20 protein-coding genes are annotated in these 19,707 nt (G+C 40.1%); 4 read left to right on the plus strand and 16 right to left on the minus strand.

All coding sequences use genetic code 11. The annotated features are described in order from the left end of the window. Positions 1–171: 171 nt before the first annotated feature. Positions 172–462, plus strand: coding sequence for a hypothetical protein (locus IEV17_RS14165; protein ID WP_004665397.1), 291 nt, complete (start codon positions 172–174; stop codon positions 460–462). Positions 463–663: 201 nt separating this feature from the next. Then, positions 664–1,389, plus strand: a complete 726-nt coding sequence (locus IEV17_RS14170; protein ID WP_004665395.1) for an AAA family ATPase — start codon at positions 664–666, stop codon at positions 1,387–1,389. A gap of 196 nt (positions 1,390–1,585) precedes the next feature. Here the strand turns inward: IEV17_RS14170 and IEV17_RS14175 are convergent, their stop codons facing one another. From IEV17_RS14175 to ribF, 5 genes are all read right to left on the minus strand, one after another. Beyond that, on the minus strand, positions 1,586–2,128 hold the full coding sequence (locus tag IEV17_RS14175) for an NADPH-dependent FMN reductase (RefSeq protein WP_004665392.1): 543 nt from the start codon (positions 2,126–2,128) through the stop codon (positions 1,586–1,588). Positions 2,129–2,234: 106 nt separating this feature from the next. Then, positions 2,235–2,717 carry an FKBP-type peptidyl-prolyl cis-trans isomerase gene (locus IEV17_RS14180; protein ID WP_004665391.1) on the minus strand — a complete coding sequence of 161 codons (483 nt, stop codon included), beginning with the start codon at positions 2,715–2,717 and terminating at the stop codon, positions 2,235–2,237. 1 nt (position 2,718) lies between these two features. Continuing rightward, positions 2,719–3,249: a signal peptidase II gene (gene lspA, locus IEV17_RS14185; protein ID WP_004665388.1), complete on the minus strand. Its 531-nt coding sequence runs from the start codon at positions 3,247–3,249 to the stop codon at positions 2,719–2,721. Beyond that, positions 3,242–6,079, minus strand: a complete 2,838-nt coding sequence (ileS, locus tag IEV17_RS14190) for an isoleucine--tRNA ligase (RefSeq protein WP_004665386.1) — start codon at positions 6,077–6,079, stop codon at positions 3,242–3,244. The genes lspA and ileS overlap by 8 nt, the downstream gene beginning before the upstream one ends. 60 nt (positions 6,080–6,139) lie before the next feature. Further along, positions 6,140–7,141: a riboflavin biosynthesis protein RibF gene (gene ribF / locus IEV17_RS14195; RefSeq protein WP_004665385.1), complete on the minus strand. Its 1,002-nt coding sequence runs from the start codon at positions 7,139–7,141 to the stop codon at positions 6,140–6,142. A 206-nt stretch (positions 7,142–7,347) separates the two neighbouring features. Here ribF and IEV17_RS14200 point away from each other — a divergent pair, with 206 nt between their 5' ends. Beyond that, complete coding sequence (locus IEV17_RS14200; RefSeq protein WP_004665383.1) at positions 7,348–8,481, plus strand: TDT family transporter; 1,134 nt, start codon at positions 7,348–7,350, stop codon at positions 8,479–8,481. A gap of 62 nt (positions 8,482–8,543) precedes the next feature. After that, entirely contained in the window at positions 8,544–9,110 is a 567-nt protein-coding gene (locus IEV17_RS14205; protein ID WP_004665381.1) for a phosphorylase family protein, read from the plus strand. Between the two features lie 123 nt (positions 9,111–9,233). Here the strand turns inward: IEV17_RS14205 and IEV17_RS14210 are convergent, their stop codons facing one another. The 11 genes from IEV17_RS14210 to ubiG all read right to left on the minus strand — a co-directional run bounded on the left by IEV17_RS14210 (position 9,234) and on the right by ubiG (position 19,622). After that, positions 9,234–9,920: a hypothetical protein gene (locus IEV17_RS14210; protein WP_227505812.1), complete on the minus strand. Its 687-nt coding sequence runs from the start codon at positions 9,918–9,920 to the stop codon at positions 9,234–9,236. A 388-nt stretch (positions 9,921–10,308) separates the two neighbouring features. Then, on the minus strand, positions 10,309–10,920 hold the full coding sequence (locus tag IEV17_RS14215; RefSeq protein ID WP_004665378.1) for a TetR/AcrR family transcriptional regulator: 612 nt from the start codon (positions 10,918–10,920) through the stop codon (positions 10,309–10,311). A 242-nt stretch (positions 10,921–11,162) separates the two neighbouring features. After that, complete coding sequence (locus IEV17_RS14220) at positions 11,163–11,969, minus strand: ABC transporter ATP-binding protein (protein ID WP_004665375.1); 807 nt, start codon at positions 11,967–11,969, stop codon at positions 11,163–11,165. Between the two features lie 13 nt (positions 11,970–11,982). Next, positions 11,983–12,786, minus strand: a complete 804-nt coding sequence (ssuC, locus tag IEV17_RS14225; RefSeq protein WP_004665373.1) for an aliphatic sulfonate ABC transporter permease SsuC — start codon at positions 12,784–12,786, stop codon at positions 11,983–11,985. Beyond that, positions 12,783–13,958, minus strand: coding sequence for an FMNH2-dependent alkanesulfonate monooxygenase (gene ssuD / locus IEV17_RS14230; protein WP_004665371.1), 1,176 nt, complete (start codon positions 13,956–13,958; stop codon positions 12,783–12,785). The genes ssuC and ssuD overlap by 4 nt, the downstream gene beginning before the upstream one ends. 141 nt (positions 13,959–14,099) lie before the next feature. Next, positions 14,100–15,092, minus strand: coding sequence for a sulfonate ABC transporter substrate-binding protein (locus IEV17_RS14235; protein WP_004665369.1), 993 nt, complete (start codon positions 15,090–15,092; stop codon positions 14,100–14,102). A gap of 310 nt (positions 15,093–15,402) precedes the next feature. Then, complete coding sequence (gene argA, locus IEV17_RS14240; RefSeq protein WP_004665367.1) at positions 15,403–16,758, minus strand: amino-acid N-acetyltransferase; 1,356 nt, start codon at positions 16,756–16,758, stop codon at positions 15,403–15,405. Between the two features lie 111 nt (positions 16,759–16,869). Further along, complete coding sequence (locus IEV17_RS14245) at positions 16,870–17,253, minus strand: RcnB family protein (RefSeq protein WP_004665364.1); 384 nt, start codon at positions 17,251–17,253, stop codon at positions 16,870–16,872. A 179-nt stretch (positions 17,254–17,432) separates the two neighbouring features. Next, entirely contained in the window at positions 17,433–18,179 is a 747-nt protein-coding gene (locus IEV17_RS14250) for a YciK family oxidoreductase (protein WP_004665362.1), read from the minus strand. Between the two features lie 31 nt (positions 18,180–18,210). After that, positions 18,211–18,912 carry an HAD family hydrolase gene (locus tag IEV17_RS14255; protein ID WP_171062486.1) on the minus strand — a complete coding sequence of 234 codons (702 nt, stop codon included), beginning with the start codon at positions 18,910–18,912 and terminating at the stop codon, positions 18,211–18,213. Further along, positions 18,909–19,622, minus strand: a complete 714-nt coding sequence (gene ubiG / locus IEV17_RS14260; protein ID WP_004665360.1) for a bifunctional 2-polyprenyl-6-hydroxyphenol methylase/3-demethylubiquinol 3-O-methyltransferase UbiG — start codon at positions 19,620–19,622, stop codon at positions 18,909–18,911. The genes IEV17_RS14255 and ubiG overlap by 4 nt, the downstream gene beginning before the upstream one ends. Positions 19,623–19,707: the final 85 nt, after the last annotated feature.

A 19,707-nucleotide genomic window follows, 5' to 3' on the forward strand; every position in this document is an offset into this window, starting at 1 on the left:
CTTAGCGCTGATGGTAGTGTGGCGTTTGCCATGTGAGAGTAAGTCATCGCCAGCTTTTAAATACTAAACACCCCCTCCGCTAATGCAGAGGGGGTGTTTTTTATTCGAGGGAGAAAAGAAAATAGGAAAAGAATGGATTAAAATAAATGAACTTTCTAAAAATATTAATTTATGACAAACGTATATATTATTGGCTCTGGTAAATTAGCAACTGAATTACTCAACGGATTAGATCTGAATCAAGCGTATAAAGTCCTTGCTTGGCCAGACCGAAATAATCTTGAAGCTGAAGGCGCTATTGTTGTACATGCTGGTTCTGGCAGAGAACTCAATGAAGCGATTTTGTATTGTAAAAAGACAGGTTGTCGTCTTATTGAGTTATCAACCGATAGGGATTACAAGCAAGAAAACTGGGATATTCCCGTTTTTTTATGCCCAAAATACCAATATATTAATGCTTAAATTTATGAATATGATTGAAAAAAGTGGGCACACTTTCAGCCAATATCAAATCAGTATCATCGAATCTCATCAAGCAAATAAGACTTCTGTACCAGGAACAGCTGTAGCAAAGGCGACAGCTCAAGACGTTTAGAAATAAATGGCGCTGTTTTTCAAAGATAAAATCTAGCATGCTATAACAAATCGTTTTGCCAATATTTTATGCAAGAAAGACCTTATATCAGAGCTGTGAAGTTTAAATCACCTGAGTGCTTGTATTGGGCCAGTTATCCTTATGTCGTTCCTGCTGTGAATGATTTAGAAAGCATTGAGTTCTATCTAGAAATCACTTTCTTAGTTGGGGAAAATGGTTCAGGAAAGTCGACCATTCTTGAAGCCTTGGCGTTTGCTTTGGGTTTTTCAGAAGAAGGTGGAACGCGTAATGTACAATTGAATACTGCGACAACGGCTTCTGATTTGCATCAGGCAATTCGAACGATAAAAAGCTATAAGAAGCCTCAAGCTTATTATTTTTTGCGTGCTGAGAGCTTCTATAACGTTGCAACCTATATGAAGCAAGTGAACTACTTGGTGGAGTATGGGGGAGATATACATTTACGCTCACATGGGGAGGCTTTCTTAAAATTATTAACAATGAAATTAAAAGGGAAAGGTTTATACCTTTTAGACGAACCAGAAGCAGCCTTGTCTCCAACGATGTTGATGACAACCTTATCGGTTTTAGATAGTTTATGTCAGCAGCAATCTCAATTTATTATTGCTACCCATTCTCCTATTTTATTGGCTTATCCAAATGCCAAAATTTATCAGTTTTCCGACACTGGGATTAGAGAGATATCTTATGAAGAAACAGAGCATTTTCGGGTAACAAAGGATTTTTTAAATAATTATCAAAAGAGAATTCAGCAGTTGCTAGAGAAAGAATAGACAAAAAGAAGCCCCATCATCCTGACGGGGCTTCTTCATATTCAACTTATGTCGTTGATATCCTATTAACGACCACGTTCTGTGTCTGTTCTTATTCTCAATGAGACTTCATGTCTCTATGCTTTATATATTAGCCATCAAGTCTAAAGTGGAATAGACATAAATCAACCTAATCAACGTATGCTTAGGCGTACAACTAAGCGATATGATATTTCTGTAATTTGGCAACGAGAGCCGCTAATCCTTTCACTTCAAACTCATTGGCTTCAAAATTTTCGTCTTTATTACGTTTAAAGATATCGCGAATTTCAATCACAGCATTTGGATCAACTATACCTAAGCTTGAGGTTACTTGGCGAATTTGACTGATTGAACGTGAGCCATTGGTTGAACCATAGCCGATAAAAGCGGCGGGTTTACCTTGCCATTCTTTACCGACATAATCTAAGGCATTCTTGAGTGCTGGACTATAGCCATGGTTATATTCAGGGCTAATAAAGATAAATGCTTGTGCTTGTGCAATTTTATCGGCCCATTGCTGTTGTTTAGGTTGATCATAGATGCCTGTCGCAGGTGGGTGAGACCCGGCAAAGAGTGGTAAGTCCCATTCTTTAAGATCAACAACTTCGGTTTGAACATCTTTTAATGCGAGTTCAGTTGTCGCTTGCTGTACCCAATTTGCGACTTTGATCGCTGTACGACCTTCCCGAACACTACCAACAATAATATAAATGAGCATATTGAAATTCCTATGTGTTATTGCTTTGATTTTAAAAATGAATACTTTTAATGATCTTATACTTTTCTTTAGCGTAAAAAAAAGCTCTCATTTGAGAGCTTTTTTGTTACATCAATTTGATACCTTGCTGACCAGCCGGGGTGACTCTGAAAATTTCTACTTCAAAGGTAATATTTTTACCAGCAAGAGGATGGTTAAAATCAATTTCTGTAGTGTCATCATTGACGCATTTTACGATGCCGAACAACGTTGCTTTGGCTTTGTCTTCAAATTCTATCATATGACCAACGATTGGACGTTGCTCAAATTTTACAGTATCGAAGATTTGGATATTTTCAGGATTCCAAGGACCAAACGCATCTTCAGGGGGTAAATGTACGGTACGACGATCGCCAGCACGTAAACCAAATAATGCCTTTTCAAAGCCAGGTAACAGGTTACCATCACCAATCACAAGACTGACGGGTTCTTCACGATTACGTGTATTGTCAATCTCAACACCATTTTCAATAGAAACAGAAAAATGTAAGTCGACTTTTGAGCCATCTTGAATACGAATTTCTTCGTTTGGTTGGATAATTTCAGTCATCTTAATTTTCCATGTTTGGGTTGCGTTTCTTTTCAAGGAAGAAGGTATCAATCAGTAGTAAAATAGTACCTAAAGTAATGGCACTATCCGCAAGATTGAACGCAGGAAAGTGGTTATTTTGATAATAAACGTGGATGAAATCGACCACATAACCTAAGCTAACACGGTCAATTAAATTGCCAATTGCACCACCAAGAATTAACGCAATCGCCATTGGTAATACAATCATTTTCTTTGGCATACGCATCAACCAAAAAATAAAAATGATGGATACCACACCCGCCAAAGAGGTAAATAAATAACGTTGCCAACCACCTGCATCAGATAAAAAGCTGAAGGCTGCACCATGATTGTGGAGTAAAGTCCAATTCAAAAAAGGCAGTACTGGAACGGGATCTGCATAATTTAAATGTGAGCTCGCAATCCATTTAGTCCATTGATCCAACACAATGGCAAGGACTGATAGCCCGAGCCAAAGTAAATTGTGCGGATAAAATTGAAACAAGCCTTTTTTTGCTTGTGTATTAGGCATACTTTCTCACTTCGCCACTGCCAGTGACGTTGACGATACAACGAGCGCATAATCCAGTATGACCAACGTGTGTATTTACATCTGGCAATACATGCCAGCAACGTACACATTTTTCACCATCTGCTGCGGAGACTTGGACACGTAATCCTGAGAGATCCGTGTTTTCACCTTGTTCAGCATAAGGGTGAACGATGACTTGAGAAGTGATCAAGACAAAACGTAATTCATCAGCCAATTGGTTTAACAATGTTTGTAATGCTTCATCTGCCCAAAGTTCAACTTTTGCAGATAAGTTACTGCCAACAAGTTTAGCGTTACGCGCTGCTTCAATCTGTTTGTTTACTGCTGATTTTACGCTAATCAATGTTTGCCAATCTGCTTCAGACAGTAAGTTTGCTGTTGATGCAGTTGGAATGTCATACCATTCAGCGGTAAATACATATTTGCCAGTTTGTTCTGGGATTAATGGCCAAGCTTCTTGTGCGGTAAAGCTCAAGATTGGTGACATCCAACGAACAAAAGCTTGCACGATATGATATAGCGCTGTTTGAGCAGAACGACGTGCTTGTGAATCTGCTTTGGTGGTGTACTGACGATCTTTGATGATGTCGAGATAGAAACCACCTAAATCATTGATACAGAAGTTGGTCAATGCGTTGGTCACAATGTGGAAATTCATCTCTTCATAGGCTTGCTGGATAGTTTTTTGAACTTCAGCAGCGCGTTGTAAGATGTATTGATCTAATGCAATCAATTCATTTACAGGTAGAGCATCAGTTGAGGGTTTGAAGCCATTCAGGTTTGCTAACAAGAAACGTAAGGTATTACGAATACGACGATAACCATCTGATGCGCGGCTAAAGATTTCTTTACCCGCAGTCATTTCATAGCGGTAATCTGCCGAAGCAATCCAGAAACGTAAGCCATCTGCACCCATATCTTTGATGATGTCTTGTGGGGTGATGATGTTGCCTAATGACTTAGACATTTTACGACCTTTCTCATCCACGACGAAACCGTGGGTGAGAAGACCTTTGTATGGTGCACGTTGATTAATCGCAATTGAAGTTAACAACGATGATTGGAACCAGCCACGATGTTGGTCTGAACCTTCAAGATATAAGTCTGCTGGATCTTGTAATTCTTCACGTTCACGCAATACTGCGTAATGTGTTGTACCAGAGTCAAACCAAACGTCTAGCGTATCGCGTACAGCATTGTATTGTTCAGCATCTGCACCAATGAAGTCGCTGGCCTCACAGTTATACCAACCGTCAATGCCTTCTTGCTCGATCAGTTTAGCTACTTCTTCGATCAATTCAGGCGTACGAGGATGCAAAGCATTGGTATCTTTGTGTACAAAGAATGGAATTGGCACACCCCAAGTCCGTTGACGTGAGATACACCAGTCAGGGCGTCCTTCAATCATGGATTGAATACGATTTTTACCCCAATCTGGGACAAACTCGATGTCATTTTCAATCGCATTCAAGGCTGTTTGACGTAAACCTTTAGCATCCATGCTGATAAACCATTGAGGTGTCGCACGGAAGATAATCGGGGTTTTATGACGCCAGCAGTGTGGGTAGCTGTGTTTGATTGGCTGATGCGCCCATAGACGACCGACAGCACCCAAAGCTTCGATAATTTTTGGATTAGCTTTATAGATATGTTCGCCTGCAAAAATCGGCGCTGTTGGTAAATATACGCCATTACCACCGACAGGATTATCTACTTTTAGGTTGTACTGTAAGCCAACTTTATAGTCGTCCACACCGTGTCCAGGAGCGGTATGTACTGCACCCGTACCGCTGGTTGCGATAACGTGTTCACCTAAAATAACAGGCACTTGGCGATCAGTAATCAGAGGATGTTGTAATAAGACATTCTCGATTGCTGAACCTTTAAAATCAGCCAGTACCACTGGATTTTCGAGCTTATAACGTTCGATTGCCGATTCAACCAGATCTTTGGCCAGAATAAAGTTCTGTGTACCACGTTCAGTCGTGACTTGAACTAATTGATAGTCGATTTCAGCATGGAGTGCTACTGCTTGGTTGGCAGGCAGTGTCCAAGGTGTAGTTGTCCAGATCACGATGTCTGTCACATCTTGGACATTTACACCAAGACGGCTGCTTAAATCTTTAAGATCAACAACCGTAAAACCAACATCAATTGCATCTGATTTTTTATCTTCGTATTCAACTTCTGCTTCTGCCAGTGCAGAACCACAGTCTAAACACCAGTTCACAGGCTTTAAGCCCGGTTCGATATGACCTGCTTTTGCAATTGCGCCAAGCGAACGAACAATGTCCGCTTCTTGCTTAAAGTTCATGGTGAGGTATGGATTATCCCAGTCACCAAATACGCCCATACGCACAAAATCTTTTTTCTGTAATTCGACTTGAGTATAGGCATATTCACGACACGCTTTACGGAAAGTGGAGGCATCGACTTTAACACTTACTTTACCGACTTTTTCTTCGACCTTAAGTTCGATTGGAAGACCGTGACAGTCCCAACCTGGTACGTATGGCGCATCGAAGCCATCCATAACTCGGCTTTTAATAATAATGTCTTTGAGGACTTTATTGACGGCATGACCTAAATGAATTTGACCATTGGCATATGGAGGGCCGTCATGAAGAATATATTTTTTCTTGCCAATACGCGATTCACGAATCTGCTGATAAATGTTGTCGGCATACCACTCTTCTAACCATTTGGCTTCACGCACAGCCAAATTTGCTTTCATGGCAAATTCAGTATCTGGTAAATTGAGTGTGGCTTTATAATCCACTGCATTTTCAGGAGTTTGCTTATCGCTCATGCAAGTTTTCTTCCAGTTTTATCAGTCTAAACTGACATGTATTACAAATGAAATTTAAATTTAAAAAGGAAATTCTGGTGTGCGTTCACGATAGTCTCGTAATTTTTGCACATCATCATCGATTCCAGCTTTGAGTGCTTCAAGCGAAGGGTAATTCAGTTCACCATGTAAATAGTGAAGGAAAGTCACCCGCATCAATAAGCCATACAGATTAGCAGAAACATCAGGAAAATGTACTTCTAATCGCCACTCTGGATGCTCTTGTTTGATGGCAGGGCGTGTCCCGACATGACCTGCACCAAATAAACTGTCAGCTTGATAGCCTGTAATCCCGTTCAAAGAAGGATCAGTGTGCTTTGTTTTTGCTGTAAGTGAGGCATTTTCACAGACTACATCCACCGCATAAATGCCGTTTAAACACGGTTTGTGGCGGTTTAAGCGCACATTAATGGTTGGAAAATCAAGGGTACGGCCAATCTGATCACCATATTGCACGCGACCTGTGATGCTATAAGGACGGCCTAATAATTTTGCCGCTAATACCAGATTACCTTCTTGTAGAACCTGACGAATACGGGTTGAACTAACGCGTTCATTATTTAAAGCCACGGTATTTAAATTAGTGACATCAAAGCCGTAGTTACGTAAGAATTCGCTGTTACCTTGGCGGTCTTTACCAAAATGAAAATCATCACCCAGCACTAAGCTTTGCGCATTGAGTTTTAATTTAAGTAGGTCAGCAAATTCTGTGGCATTTAAACTTCTAAAATATTGGTCAAATTTCGCAACTGCAATGTAGTCCACACCGAGCTCTGTTAAATATTCTACTTTTTCTCTGAGCGAGCTGATGCGTGGAGGCGCATCATAACCTTTAAAGAATTCAAGTGGTTGTGGCTCAAAAATCATCACTAATGTTTTTAAGCCTTGCGCTTCAGCCAACGTTTTGAGTTGGGCAATCATCGCTTGATGGCCGAGGTGGACACCATCAAAATTGCCAATCGTTACCGCAGTCGGAGGTAACTGAAAATCTGGCGATAAAGCGTTGAGACGAAGCAACTTCATGGGCGTTAAATACAGTGATTTTGCAAAGGCTATATATTGCCATATTCTCAGCGTTTCGTCTTGTTGTTGTGTTTTTACACAGAAAAATTTCAATATTTAAAGTTTTGTTATCAATTAAATTGATTTGTTAAATAAAGATAAATCAATTTTTCTTATTTATGGATTGACCTAAAATAGCTGCATAGTCGCTTGATATTGAGAAAGAGATGAAAAAGCCGTTTTATCTGCTAGAGCAGAGCACCGATGTGATTCGCCATTTTACCCCGAACTGGTTTACTGCAACCATGGGAACGGGTGTGGTGGCGATGATTTTAGCACAGCTGCCTTTCGCCTCATCTGTTTTGTTTATGCTTGCGACCAAATTATGGCAGTTTAATATTATGTTATTTAGCACTTTTAGTGTGCTTTATATTTTACGCTGGATTTTATTTCCGACAGAAGCAAAACAGATTTTTAGTCATCCGAATATGAGCCTATTTTTAGGGGCGATTCCGATGGGCTTAGCGACGATTGCCAATGGTTTTCTCAGTTTTGGTACCCATTTATATGGCGATATTGCTGTTCAAATTGCCACTTACCTTTGGTACATTGATGTTGTTCTTGCGGTGGTGATTGCTTGGGTGGTGCCATTCTGTATGTTTAGCTGCCAAGATCATCAATTACAACGGATGACTGCGGTATGGTTACTCCCGATCGTAGCGTGTGAAGTCGCTGCCAGCTCTGCGGGGCTGCTATTACAGCATTTAGCAGCAGATCAGCATGCATTAACCATCTTGATCACAGGCTATGTGTTGTGGGGCATTTCTGTATTACCTGCTTTTGCGATCTTAACCATTTTGATGTTGCGTCTGGCTTTACACCAGTTACCTGAAAAAGAGGTCGCAATTTCTAGCTGGTTATGTTTAGGGCCGATTGGAACAGGTGCATTAGCGTTATTATTGCTGGGTGAACAAGCGCCACGTATTATGCAGGCGATGGGCTTTGAAGGCTTAGCGACCTTACTTCCAGCCTTGGGTATTGTGGCAAGTTTGGTGCTATTAGGTTTTGGTTTATGGTGGTTTGGGATTGCGATTTTGACCACACTGCGCCATATGCGTACTGGCATTCCATTTAACTTAGGTTGGTGGGGACTGACTTTCCCATTTGGTGTCTTTATTTTAGCGATCTTTAACTTGGCGCATCAGTTACATATCGAGTTCTTACAGTATGTGGCTGTGGTTTTAAGTCTGTTGTTGGTTGGTCTATGGACATTGGTAATGAAAAAAACACTGGCAGGAGCGTACAGCGGTCAATTATTTTTCTCTCCCTGTTTGGTCGCCTTACAGCAGAAGATGCAATAATATCGAGGTGTGCTGAAGCACACTTTTTTGTGTCTCTATTTTGATTTGAACGAGTCTTTTTTATGAATGCTGATATTGCTCTGATTATGGCCTTACCGAATGAATCCAAAGGTTTGTTTGAACAAGCAGGCATTGACGTTCATTACAGTGGCATCGGCAAAATTAATGCAGCATTCAAGGCATTTGAGGTGATTCAAAAGACAGGCTGTAAAACGCTGATCAATCTAGGCAGTGCAGGTAGTTCACATTTCGACGCGCACAGTCTGGTTGAGGTGGTCACTTTTGTACAGCGCGATATGGATGTGTCTCCCTTAGGTTTTGCCGTAGGCGTGACACCGATGGATGATGAGATTCCTGCGGAGATCCATACCCAAGCCCATTTTGAGCTTTTACCCAAAGGGGTCTGCGGCACGGGTGATTCGTTTGAAACAGGCGTTCCAAAGGTCAGTTGTAATCTCGTCGATATGGAAGCCTATGCTTTAGCTAAAGTGTGCCAAAAATTGGGTGTACGTTTGATTTCAGTCAAATATATTACTGATGGTGCCAATGATACTGCGCATCTGGATTGGGAAGAAAATCTACTAGTTGGTGCACAAAAATTACTGGCGTTGTATCAAGCTCATTTTTAAATGCAAAGGTCTAACGCTGTAGTGTATGCAGGTAAACTTTATATTGTTGGTAGGTTTTTTAAATTAAATATTATTATTTTTTATTCGTATGGCGCCTATTATGCTAAATGACCAATTACTACTTTACTGACTTGAATCTGAAAGTGGAGATACATTCCATTTATCAAGAAGCTCCCATATCTTAGCTTCTATTTTTTTCCAATTTTTTAATTCACTTCGGTCAAACACCCAATAAACTTTTACCCCAGCATAAATATGCTCCCATGAATTAACTACAATTTTATTCTTATCTTCAAAATTGAATGAAAGTCCTGATATCAACTTATTATTAGATTCACCAAAACACCAAAGGTTTTTATCTTCTATCGAGTAACAGGACAAGCCATACTCCTCAGAAATATTCTTTTCAAAGTCTCCTTTTTTACTTTCCAAAAACTTCTTATATGTCTCTTTGGTTGTGTAATTTATTTTACTTTCATTCTCAACAAAAACCTTAACTTGACTAATATCATCTAATGGTTGATTAGAGTAAAAAGATTTATCAGTTGCCTTAACAGTTGAACCATTCAGCATCAAGTTAAATTCAAGCTGATTAATTGCATATGGTGGGGGTAACATAGTTGCTTCTTCATGACTAATAGGCGGAAATGTCTCGGGTACATAATCTATTGGAAACTGTCCCAAATAATGTTCATGTTCTGGTCGATAAAATTCTGCTTCACATCTTTTACAATGTGTATCTGGAATGTGAATACGCCTTGGTCCTAACTTAGCCTTAACAACCAAATGATCATTTTGCTTCCATGTCACGATATCTCCCTCTTGGAGAATCTCGGGCTTATCTCGCTGAAAACATCCAGTGAGAAAAACCAAACATAAAGAGACTACTATATTTTTCTGCATTATTTCTCTCTTTAATGGATTTTATTTTTTTAAGTCTGGATCAGTTTAGTTTCTCTAAAATTAACATAATACGCTTTATACGGAATGTTTGAGATTTTGTATTTCGTATCAATATCTCATTCAAAACCGTTCTATAGTTTATAGCACTAGAACGGTTTTTCTATGATGGCTTATGCCCCATAATTTTGTTTAGGTTAACTTAATAATTTTCTCACTTATTTAACAAAAAAAGCGACTCACAAAGTCGCTTTTTAGTGTATTTCAATCGCTAAAATTCAGGCTTTCAGAAGAAAATTTAACGTGGTAATACGCCGTACAACATCATATGCACAGTGTGCTCAACCGTACGTTGAAACATGCTACGGTTACGCAAAGTTTTGCCTGTGACCATTTCCATTTGCGTCGAAAAATCAGCGTAATTCTGGGTAATTGCCCAAATATTGATAATCAACAATTCAGGGTCAATCTCTGCCGACAATTTACCGTGCTCTTGCCAAGTTTGAATCACCTTGGTTTTACGCTTAAACAGTTTTTTTAATGGCCCTTTTAAGATCGGTAAAATATGCGGCGCACCTTGAATAATTTCGAGGGCAAATAAACGAGAAGCTTTTGGCTGATCACGTGAGCTTTCAATTTTCTGAATTAAATAGTGAGTCAGAGCTTCAGTTGGCTCAAGTTCTGATTCTAAGATTTGTAAAGGAGCGAGCCATTTTTGCAGTACGGTTGTCAGTACTTCAACATAAAGAGACTCTTTATTTTCATAATAATAGAAAATATTAGATTTATGCATATTTGCGAGCTGGGCAATCTCATCCAGACTAGCACCACTGAATCCATAGACGGAAAAAACATCGAGGGCAGCATTCAGCAGTTGATTGCGCTTTTGTGTACTTTTTTTCTGTTCCATCTGCGAGCTTGATTCAAAAAATGTCATTGACATTGTAAGATAAATTGTCCGATTTGTGCACAATAACACAGTTTTTTTGTCGAAAAATACGCAGTTCTAAGATGAATTGAAGCGATCTAATTGATAATACTTGAAATCTAAAAAATGAATTACATATTTTGTAAACAATTCAGTGTTAAATGCTGATCAATAAGCTCACTTTTTGATGCATATCCAGTGGGTTTTATGATCATAGTGCGGTTTTAAGTTGCTAAAACCGCATCTAACACTTGTTGTTCCAACTGCGCAAATGCAATAGTTTTCTTACGTGGTCGTGGTAAATTCACTTGAAATTGATGTGCAATATGTCCTTGATCTAGCAAAATAATTCTATCTGCCAATTGTATCGCTTCACTCACATCGTGTGTGACCAAAATTGCAGTAAAACCTTGTTCTTTCCAAAGGCGTTCAATCAGGCTTTGCATTTCTAAACGCGTTAGAGCATCTAGCGCACCTAAGGGTTCATCCAGTAATAAAATACGTGGTGCATGAGAAAGTGCTCTGGCTAATGCTGCACGTTGACGTTGACCTCCAGAGAGTTGAGTTGGCCACTGTGTGGATTTGTCTTTTAAGCCTACTTTTTCTAATAAATTTTCAGCAAGTAGGTGTTGATCTTTTGGTAAACCTAATTGCACGTTGTGTAAAATATTTTTCCACGGAAGTAAGCGTGGATCTTGAAACATAACGCGAATATCATCGTTTGTGATGCCTTCACGAAAGTTTCTTTCGGATTGAAATTTAATCTCGCCATAGCTGGGTTTTTCAAGTTGGGCGATTAAGCGGAGTAGGGTACTTTTACCACAACCACTGCGACCTACTATTGCGACAAATTCACCTGCTTGAATATTTAAGTCTAAGTCCTCAAGCACTTTGACTTCGCCATAAAACTTATACAGTTGTTCAATCAGAATATTTGCACCATTGCTATTGTTTGCAGTATTCGATGCTTCAGATTCACCAAGGGGTTGAATCAAGGGATTTTCATAGAAATTTAAATTTAGATTGCTCATATAGTTGACCTTTTTATTTTTGATAGCCTGCATGCCAACGTAATAAATATCGCTCTAGCGCTCGCGCCAACACATCTGCTAATTTTCCAAGTATGGCGTAAAGTAAAATACCGACCAAAACGATATCGGTCTGCAAGAACTCACGTGCATTCATGGTCATATAGCCGATCCCTGCTTGAGCGGAAATTGTTTCTGCCACGATAAGCAGTACCCAAACCAAACCTAAAGCAAAGCGAAGTCCCACTAAAATAGAAGGCATTGCGCTGGGTAGAATGATCTCTTTATACAATTGCCAGCGATTGAGTCCGTAACTTTTACCCATTTCAATCAACTGAGGGTCTACTGAGCGAATGCCATGATAGGTATTGATGTAGATTGGAAAAAATACACCTACCGCGACTAAAAAGAGTTTGGCTGTTTCATCAATACCGAACCACAAAATTACCAGCGGAATGAGTGCCAGCGCAGGGATATTACGGATCATTTGCAATGTAGTATCAAGTAAGGTCGATGCAATGCGTGATGAACCATTAAGTAGTCCTAAAAGCAGTCCGAGACCACCACCGACTAACAAACCAAGCAGAGCACGGCCTGCGCTGACTTTGACATGGTGCCAAAGTTCACCGCTGATCAGTAAGTGCCAAAAAGCACTCACTACAGCAGTTGGAGCAGGTAATACACGGCTTTGTAATAGACCTGAGCTTGAAGCAGCTTGCCAAATTAGCAGCAACAAAATTGGAAACAACCAAGGCAGGAGACCTTTGCCTAATTTTTGTGTTCCACGTGAAACATTATTTAGAAATGGCGTTGCACTCATGCCTCCTCCTTAACCAAGCCTTTCTGTGTTTTGACCTCAGGCACATAGTTATTGGCAATGATTTCACCAAAAGGACCTGTGAGATGTGGCTGTGCCAATTTCTCACGAGTTTTGAGTGGCAGAAGTGGAAATACTAATTCAGCAAAGCGGATCGATTCTTCCAAATGTGGATAGCCAGAGAAAATAAAGGTATCAATTCCCAAGTCAGCATATTCTTGAATACGAGCAGCAACGGTTTCTGGATCGCCGACTAAAGCTGTACCTGCACCACCACGAACTAAACCGATACCTGCCCATAAGTTTGGTGAGACTTCTAATTGATCTTTACGTCCGCCGTGCAAAGCTGCCATACGTTGCTGTCCGACAGAGTCCATTTGTGCAAATTTTTTCTGCGCTGCTGCAATAGTCTCATCATCTAAATATTGAATGAGTTCATCGGCGGCAGCCCAAGCTTGTTCACTGGTTTCACGAACAATCACGTGCAATCGGATACCATAATTTAGAGTACGTCCTTTGGCTGCTGCTTGAGCACGTAAATGATTAATTTTTTCTTCCACCGCAGCAGGTGGTTCACCCCAAGTTAAATAAGTATCAACCTGTTCAGCGGCGAGTTCAGTTGCTTCTGTTGATGATCCACCAAACCATAAGGGAGGATAGGGTTTTTGCACAGGCGGATAAAGTAATTTTGCTTCATCTACACTGAGTCGTTTCCCATGAAAAGTAAAAGATTCGCCTGTATGGGAACGAGTCAGAATCTCACGCCAAATTTTGACATATTCAGAGGCAGTCTGATAACGAGTGCTGTGATCTTCATATAGACCATCGCCCTTGAGTTCCTGTTCATCACCACCTGTTACAAGATTGAGTAAAATACGACCATTGGATAGGCGATCAAAGGTAGCAGCCATGCGCGCCGCCAATGCCGGTGTTGTAATTCCGGGACGTAGCGCCACCAAAAACTTTAATTGTTTGGTTGCATCAATGAGGCTGGCTGCTGTAATCCATGGATCTTCACAAGAACGACCTGTTGGAATCAATACGCCAGCATAACCAAGATTGTCAACAGCAACGGCGATTTGTTTCATATAAGCATGATCGACCTGACGTGCGCCCTTGCTGGTGCCTAAGTAACGGCTGTCACCATGAGTGGGGATGAACCAGAAAATATTCATGTCGATATTCCTTATGAAGAATGAGATCATGTGAATGAGACAGATTGCATCGTGTTTTAGATTGCAATCTGCATGGGGGATAAAGCACTTTGATTGATCACAATCAAAACCGATGAGAAATTAGCTAAAGTAGACTCTCAATTATTGAACTTGGTTTTTTAATACAGCATCTGCAATGACCAATTGCTTTGGAATTAATTTCTGAGCAAAAAAGGCATCAGCTACGTACTGCTGTTCTTTTGCAACTTTTTCAGAAATTGGCTGAACGCCAAAACCCATACGAGAAATTGAAGTTTTTAAAACATCGAGTTCAAGTGCGGTTGGTTTTTCGAGTAATTTTGCAGCATCATCAGGATGGGTCTTTACCCAATCTGTGGTTTGATTCAATGTTGTCACCAGTGTTTTTAGAACTTCGGGATGTCCTTCCGCAAACTTACGATCAGCTAAATAGAATTGATGATTGCTGACCAAATGCTCGCCGTTTGCGATCACACGGGCATGGATTTGATGCTCTGCTGCTGCGAAGAATGGGTCCCATATCACCCAAGCATCGACTGCGCCTTTTTCAAATGCTGCGCGAGCATCTGATGGTGGTAAATAAACAGGCTGAATATCATTTAAAGTTAAATTATTGGCTTCTAGTAATTTCAATAAAAGATAATGAACGTTTGAGCCTTTGTTCAATGCAATACGTTTACCTTTCAGGTCTTGTACAGATTGTATAGGTGAATCTTTTTGAACGATTAAGGCTTCTGCAGTAGGTGCTGGTGGCTGATTTGCAACATAGACCAAGTTAGGATTTGCTGCTTGGGCAAAGATCGGAGGCGCTTCACCAGCCTCGCCAAATACGACACTACCTACATTTAAGCCTTCTAAAAGTTGAGGGCCGGCTGGAAATTCAACCCATTTTACATTGACGCCCTGAGCAGCAAGATTCTTTTCTAATTCACCTTTTGCTTTGACAATCGGCAAAATGCCATACTTTTGAAAGCCGATATTTAATGTGGTGGTTTCTTGTTTTGGTGTTGCTTGCTGCTCAGGTTTTTTTGCACAACCTGCAACGCCCATTAAGCCAGCAATAGTTGCTGCGATGATGGTTGAAGTTGCCCATGAGCGATTGATAAAAATAGCCATGTTGATTGTGCTCCCCAGAAAATTACAAGATCTAAATAAGTTGAGCAATTAAGCTAAAACTTTTTTTAATGCATAAAAAATAAATAATTGGGCTTTGCTTATGATGAAAAGTGCAAAATAGAAAAATAGATAATGTTATTGAGAAGATGAATAAGCATTGAAATTTAATTAATACTTAAGTTTCTGTTTTATATTTATATTTTTAAAAATTCAGTGCGCTTATTTTTCTAATGAGCTGAATAAAAATAGAAAAGAAAGAAGTCAAAAGATATCTTTATCAGAAATAAAGATATCTTCAGGTCAAATATAATTAGAACAAAATTTTTTTGAAGACTAAGGAATTACGCTGATAATTGTACAGCGCTTGTCGAGCATTCGGTAAATCATCAACACTTGCTGGGCTGAAACCCTGCTCTAAAAACCAATGTGCGGTACGGGTCGTGAGAACAAACAGTTGTTGAATACCTTGTTGTTTCGCTTTGGTTTCCAAAAATTGCAAAATTTGGCTACCACGATTCGATTTACGATAACTCGAATCGACAGCGACACAGGCAATTTCAGCAGATTTAATTTCACCTGATTCAGCAGGAATAGGATAGAGCGCTGCACAGGCTAAGATCATGCCATCTCGTTCAATTACCGCGAACTGTTCTATTTCACTTTCAAGACGTTCACGAGAACGATAGACTAAAATACCGTCCTGTTCGAGTGGACGTAATAAGTTGATTAAACCGCCGACATCATGAATATTGGCAATACGTACTTCTTCATAGTGAGCATCTGTGATTAAAGTGCCAATCCCGTCGCGTGTAAATAGTTCTTCAATCAAAGCACCATCATAAGTATATGAAATGAGGTGAACACGGTGCACCCCAGACAATGAAGCTTGTTGAGCTTGTTTGAGGTGTAAGGCGAATTCTGGATATTGTGTTTGGTATTGTTGAATATAAGGTTCAAGTTGATACGAGCTTAATTCACGTAATAATTGTTGTTGCTCATTCATTAATCCTTGTTTTTCACCCAAGAAAATCAATTTATCGGCTTGTAATGCAGTTGCTGTTTTGGTCGCGACTTCTTCCGCCAATAAGTTAAATACTTCTCCAGTGGTTGAATAACCTGTAGGTCCTAGTAACACAATATTGTGATTATTTAAGTGGCGTTGAATCGCATCGGTATCAATTGAACGGACTTCACCTGTGAGCTGAAAATCAACCCCATCCCGAATGCCATAGGGTTTAGCCGTTACAAAGTTACCCGAAACCACATCAATGCGAGCACCATACATAGGTGAATTTGCTAAGCCCATTGATAGAAGAGCTTCAATTTCTAAACGAATCGATCCAACTGCATTCATGACACTACGTAGTGATGCACGAGTTGTCACACGACGACTTTGATGAAAAGGCGTTTCAATTTGGCTTTCACGTAGATTTTGATTAATTTGTGGGCGTGCGCCATGCACCAAAATCAAACGAATCCCTAAAGAATGCAATAGGGCAATATCATGAATAATATGCTGAAAGTTCTGGTGTAAGACGGCCTCACCGCCAAACATAAGCACAAAGGTTTTATCACGATGGGCATTAATATATGGTGCTGAGTGGCGAAACCAATGCACATAATCTTGCGTTGTGCTATGTGAAGTTTCAGTCATTTGGTTCGCCATGTTCATCTCAGATATACATCAATTTATCTGATTCTAACGAAAAAAATAAAAAGATAAATCTATTCCTAAAATAAGGCTTAAACTTTGTACAGTCATCGTCTGAGAATGTGTTTAGAACCCCATGATTCGGATAATACTATTATCATCAGAGTTGACTAAAATAAAATCATTATTGATTTTATACCATTGCTCATTACGACCGGGACGTGGGAGATTATTATCTTTATAATCAACTTTGTAGCCGTTTCCGCGATAATGCTGTGGCATGACGTAACCTGCTTGCCAGCGATGTTGTTTTAAACGCTCAACACCACGTTCTTCACGCATACGACGTTCACGTATACGGTTTTCATCATCTGGACGGTCAAAGTTACGACCTTGCCAGCCACCACCGCGTGAGTCATCATCACCATCAAAATGTGGACCAGCGAAACTACCCATACTACTCAATAGGGTTGTTGAACCTAAAACCAAGATAATGAAAATTTTTTTCATGATGCACCTTATGGACTTCGGATGTCTCTCATGTGAAAACTGTACCTTAAAAATGCAGAGAAACTGTGAAGATCAATTCATTATTCCATTAAAAAGATGGAGATCCTTAAGCAATTTCTCTAGAAAAGCATCATCGAAGCCCGTATTTAATAGTGTTTAAAGTTATTATATTCAATTAGTTAAGATTGAGCATCAATACTTTGCCCATTCATATCTAAACTATCATCACCCATCAGATAAAGATAAGCAGGCATAATACTATCCGGCGTTGGAAGAATTTTTGGATCTTCTTCTGGGTAAGCCTTCGCACGCATCGCTGTACGGGTACCGCCTGGATTAATGCAGTTAAAACGAATATTTGGATAGGTGTTTTCTGCTGCAAAGATCTTACTCATTGCTTCGGTTGCAACTTTAGAAACAGAGTACGCTCCCCACAAAGCACGAGCTTCACGACCTACACTCGAACTGGTAAATACCACCGAAGCATGCTCAGATTTTTCAAGCAATGGTAATAATGCTTGAGTTAATGCAAAAGGTGCACGTAAATTTACGGCCATGACATCATCCCAAACATCAACAGGATAATCCGCTAATTCAACTCGATCACCGAGCATGCCCGCATTATGTAAAATTCCATCCAGACGACCAAATTGTTGCTCAAGTGTGTTGACCAATAATTCATAGTCGTGACTTGATGCAGTTGAAAGCTGTAACGGCAAGATTGCAGGCTGTGGTGCGCCTAAACCTTCAATTTCATCATAAATGACTTCAAGTTTATTCAGCGTACGTCCATGCAAAACCACAGTTGCACCATGAAGGGCATAACTAAGAGCAGCAGCTCGACCAATTCCATCACCTGCGCCCGTGATGAGAATGATACGATCTTTGAGTAGATCTGGACGAGGTTGATATTCTGAATATTTCATTGTTATGCCTCCTAGTTCTTATGTTGAATGTTTAGCTCATCATACCCTGATTTTCTGATAAAGCAGAGATTTTCTGTTTGAGCAGTTGATGTAACTCAGTAACAGTTTGGATAATTGCATCTGCTTGCCAAGCGTTCAGATCATCACGAGATTCTATTGGTAAATACCCGTAAGCTGCCAAAATGGTATACATCTCTGCATTTCGACCTGCATCAATATCACGTGGATGATCACCCACATAAATAATTTCTTCTGCGTCGATACCGAGATGTTGAGCGGCTAAATACATTGGTTCTGGATCGGGTTTGGTATGCGTGACATCTTCAGGGCAAACCAAAACTGCACAGCGTTCAGTTAGATTTAATTCAGCCAATAATGATTCACTTAAACCACGTGGTTTATTGGTCACAATTCCCCAAGGAATCTGGTTTGCTTCAAGTTCTTCGAGCAGAGGATACATCCCAACAAATAAATCCGTATCCACCACAATATTGTCACCGTATACATCTAAAAAGCGCTGGCGATGGGCTAGAAAGATCGGATCGGTCACATCCAATTCTGGATACACTAATTTGACCATTGCCCGTGCGCCTTCAGAAACTTGAGTGCGAATGGTCGCTGCGTCAACAACTGGACGCTGTTCATCACGGCACATTTGTTGAATGATGCGAATAAAATCAGCAGCAGTGTCGATCAAAGTACCATCAAGATCAAATAAAACGGCTTTCATCAGACACCTGTATTTGTGGTATGAACCATATAATTCACATCTACATTGGGTGCTAACCAATAATGCTTAGTGATTGGGTTGTAATGTAGGCCTGTCATTTCTTTTAGACTCAAGCCTGCGTTACGAATATCATGCGCCATTTCTGAAGGGCGGATAAATTTATGATAATCATGTGTGCCTTTTGGCAACAAACGTAGGACATATTCTGCGCCAATAATTGCGAATAAATATGATTTTGGATTGCGATTAATGGTCGAAAAGAAGACGTGTCCACCTGGTTTAACCAGTGTTTGGCAGGCTTTGACAATTGAGGCTGGATCAGGCACATGTTCCATCATTTCCATACAGGTCACTACGTCATATTGTCCTGCTTGTTGTTGCGCTAACTCCTCGACTGGGATTTGACGATATTCAATATTTTGCACATTGTCTTGCTGTGCGTGTAAACGTCCTACAGCAAGCGGGGCTTCGCCCATGTCGATTCCTAAAACATCAGCGCCACGACGAGCCATACTTTCTGCCAAAATACCGCCACCACAGCCAACATCAAGCACTTTCTTACCTGCTAAGCCACCAACACGTTCGTCAATCCAATTTAAACGTAAAGGATTGATTTGATGAAGTGGGCGGAACTCAGAATGTTGATCCCACCATTTGGCAGCCAATGCTTCAAATTTTGCGATTTCTTGTGGGTCAACATTCAATTGTGACATGGAAATACCTCTATATTAGGATGATTATTTCGGTTTAATCTGTTGTTAGTGTAGCGCTTCTTGAAAAAAAAGCGATAAATCCAAT

Source organism: Acinetobacter modestus (genome assembly GCF_014636095.1).
In the GTDB taxonomy this organism is placed as follows: Bacteria; Pseudomonadota; Gammaproteobacteria; order Pseudomonadales; family Moraxellaceae; genus Acinetobacter; species Acinetobacter modestus.

What these genes read in the sequence shown, in the direction of transcription:
- IEV17_RS14165 (WP_004665397.1), top strand. Translation starts at nt 172, where the DNA reads ATGACAAACGTATATATTATTGGCTCTGGTAAATTAGCAACTGAATTA.
- IEV17_RS14170 (WP_004665395.1), top strand. Translation starts at nt 664, where the DNA reads ATGCAAGAAAGACCTTATATCAGAGCTGTGAAGTTTAAATCACCTGAG.
- IEV17_RS14175 (WP_004665392.1), bottom strand. Translation starts at nt 2,128, where the DNA reads ATGCTCATTTATATTATTGTTGGTAGTGTTCGGGAAGGTCGTACAGCG.
- IEV17_RS14180 (WP_004665391.1), bottom strand. Translation starts at nt 2,717, where the DNA reads ATGACTGAAATTATCCAACCAAACGAAGAAATTCGTATTCAAGATGGC.
- lspA (WP_004665388.1), bottom strand. Translation starts at nt 3,249, where the DNA reads ATGCCTAATACACAAGCAAAAAAAGGCTTGTTTCAATTTTATCCGCAC.
- ileS (WP_004665386.1), bottom strand. Translation starts at nt 6,079, where the DNA reads ATGAGCGATAAGCAAACTCCTGAAAATGCAGTGGATTATAAAGCCACA.
- ribF (WP_004665385.1), bottom strand. Translation starts at nt 7,141, where the DNA reads ATGAAGTTGCTTCGTCTCAACGCTTTATCGCCAGATTTTCAGTTACCT.
- IEV17_RS14200 (WP_004665383.1), top strand. Translation starts at nt 7,348, where the DNA reads ATGAAAAAGCCGTTTTATCTGCTAGAGCAGAGCACCGATGTGATTCGC.
- IEV17_RS14205 (WP_004665381.1), top strand. Translation starts at nt 8,544, where the DNA reads ATGAATGCTGATATTGCTCTGATTATGGCCTTACCGAATGAATCCAAA.
- IEV17_RS14215 (WP_004665378.1), bottom strand. Translation starts at nt 10,920, where the DNA reads ATGGAACAGAAAAAAAGTACACAAAAGCGCAATCAACTGCTGAATGCT.
- IEV17_RS14220 (WP_004665375.1), bottom strand. Translation starts at nt 11,969, where the DNA reads ATGAGCAATCTAAATTTAAATTTCTATGAAAATCCCTTGATTCAACCC.
- ssuC (WP_004665373.1), bottom strand. Translation starts at nt 12,786, where the DNA reads ATGAGTGCAACGCCATTTCTAAATAATGTTTCACGTGGAACACAAAAA.
- ssuD (WP_004665371.1), bottom strand. Translation starts at nt 13,958, where the DNA reads ATGAATATTTTCTGGTTCATCCCCACTCATGGTGACAGCCGTTACTTA.
- IEV17_RS14235 (WP_004665369.1), bottom strand. Translation starts at nt 15,092, where the DNA reads ATGGCTATTTTTATCAATCGCTCATGGGCAACTTCAACCATCATCGCA.
- argA (WP_004665367.1), bottom strand. Translation starts at nt 16,758, where the DNA reads ATGGCGAACCAAATGACTGAAACTTCACATAGCACAACGCAAGATTAT.
- IEV17_RS14245 (WP_004665364.1), bottom strand. Translation starts at nt 17,253, where the DNA reads ATGAAAAAAATTTTCATTATCTTGGTTTTAGGTTCAACAACCCTATTG.
- IEV17_RS14250 (WP_004665362.1), bottom strand. Translation starts at nt 18,179, where the DNA reads ATGAAATATTCAGAATATCAACCTCGTCCAGATCTACTCAAAGATCGT.
- ubiG (WP_004665360.1), bottom strand. Translation starts at nt 19,622, where the DNA reads ATGTCACAATTGAATGTTGACCCACAAGAAATCGCAAAATTTGAAGCA.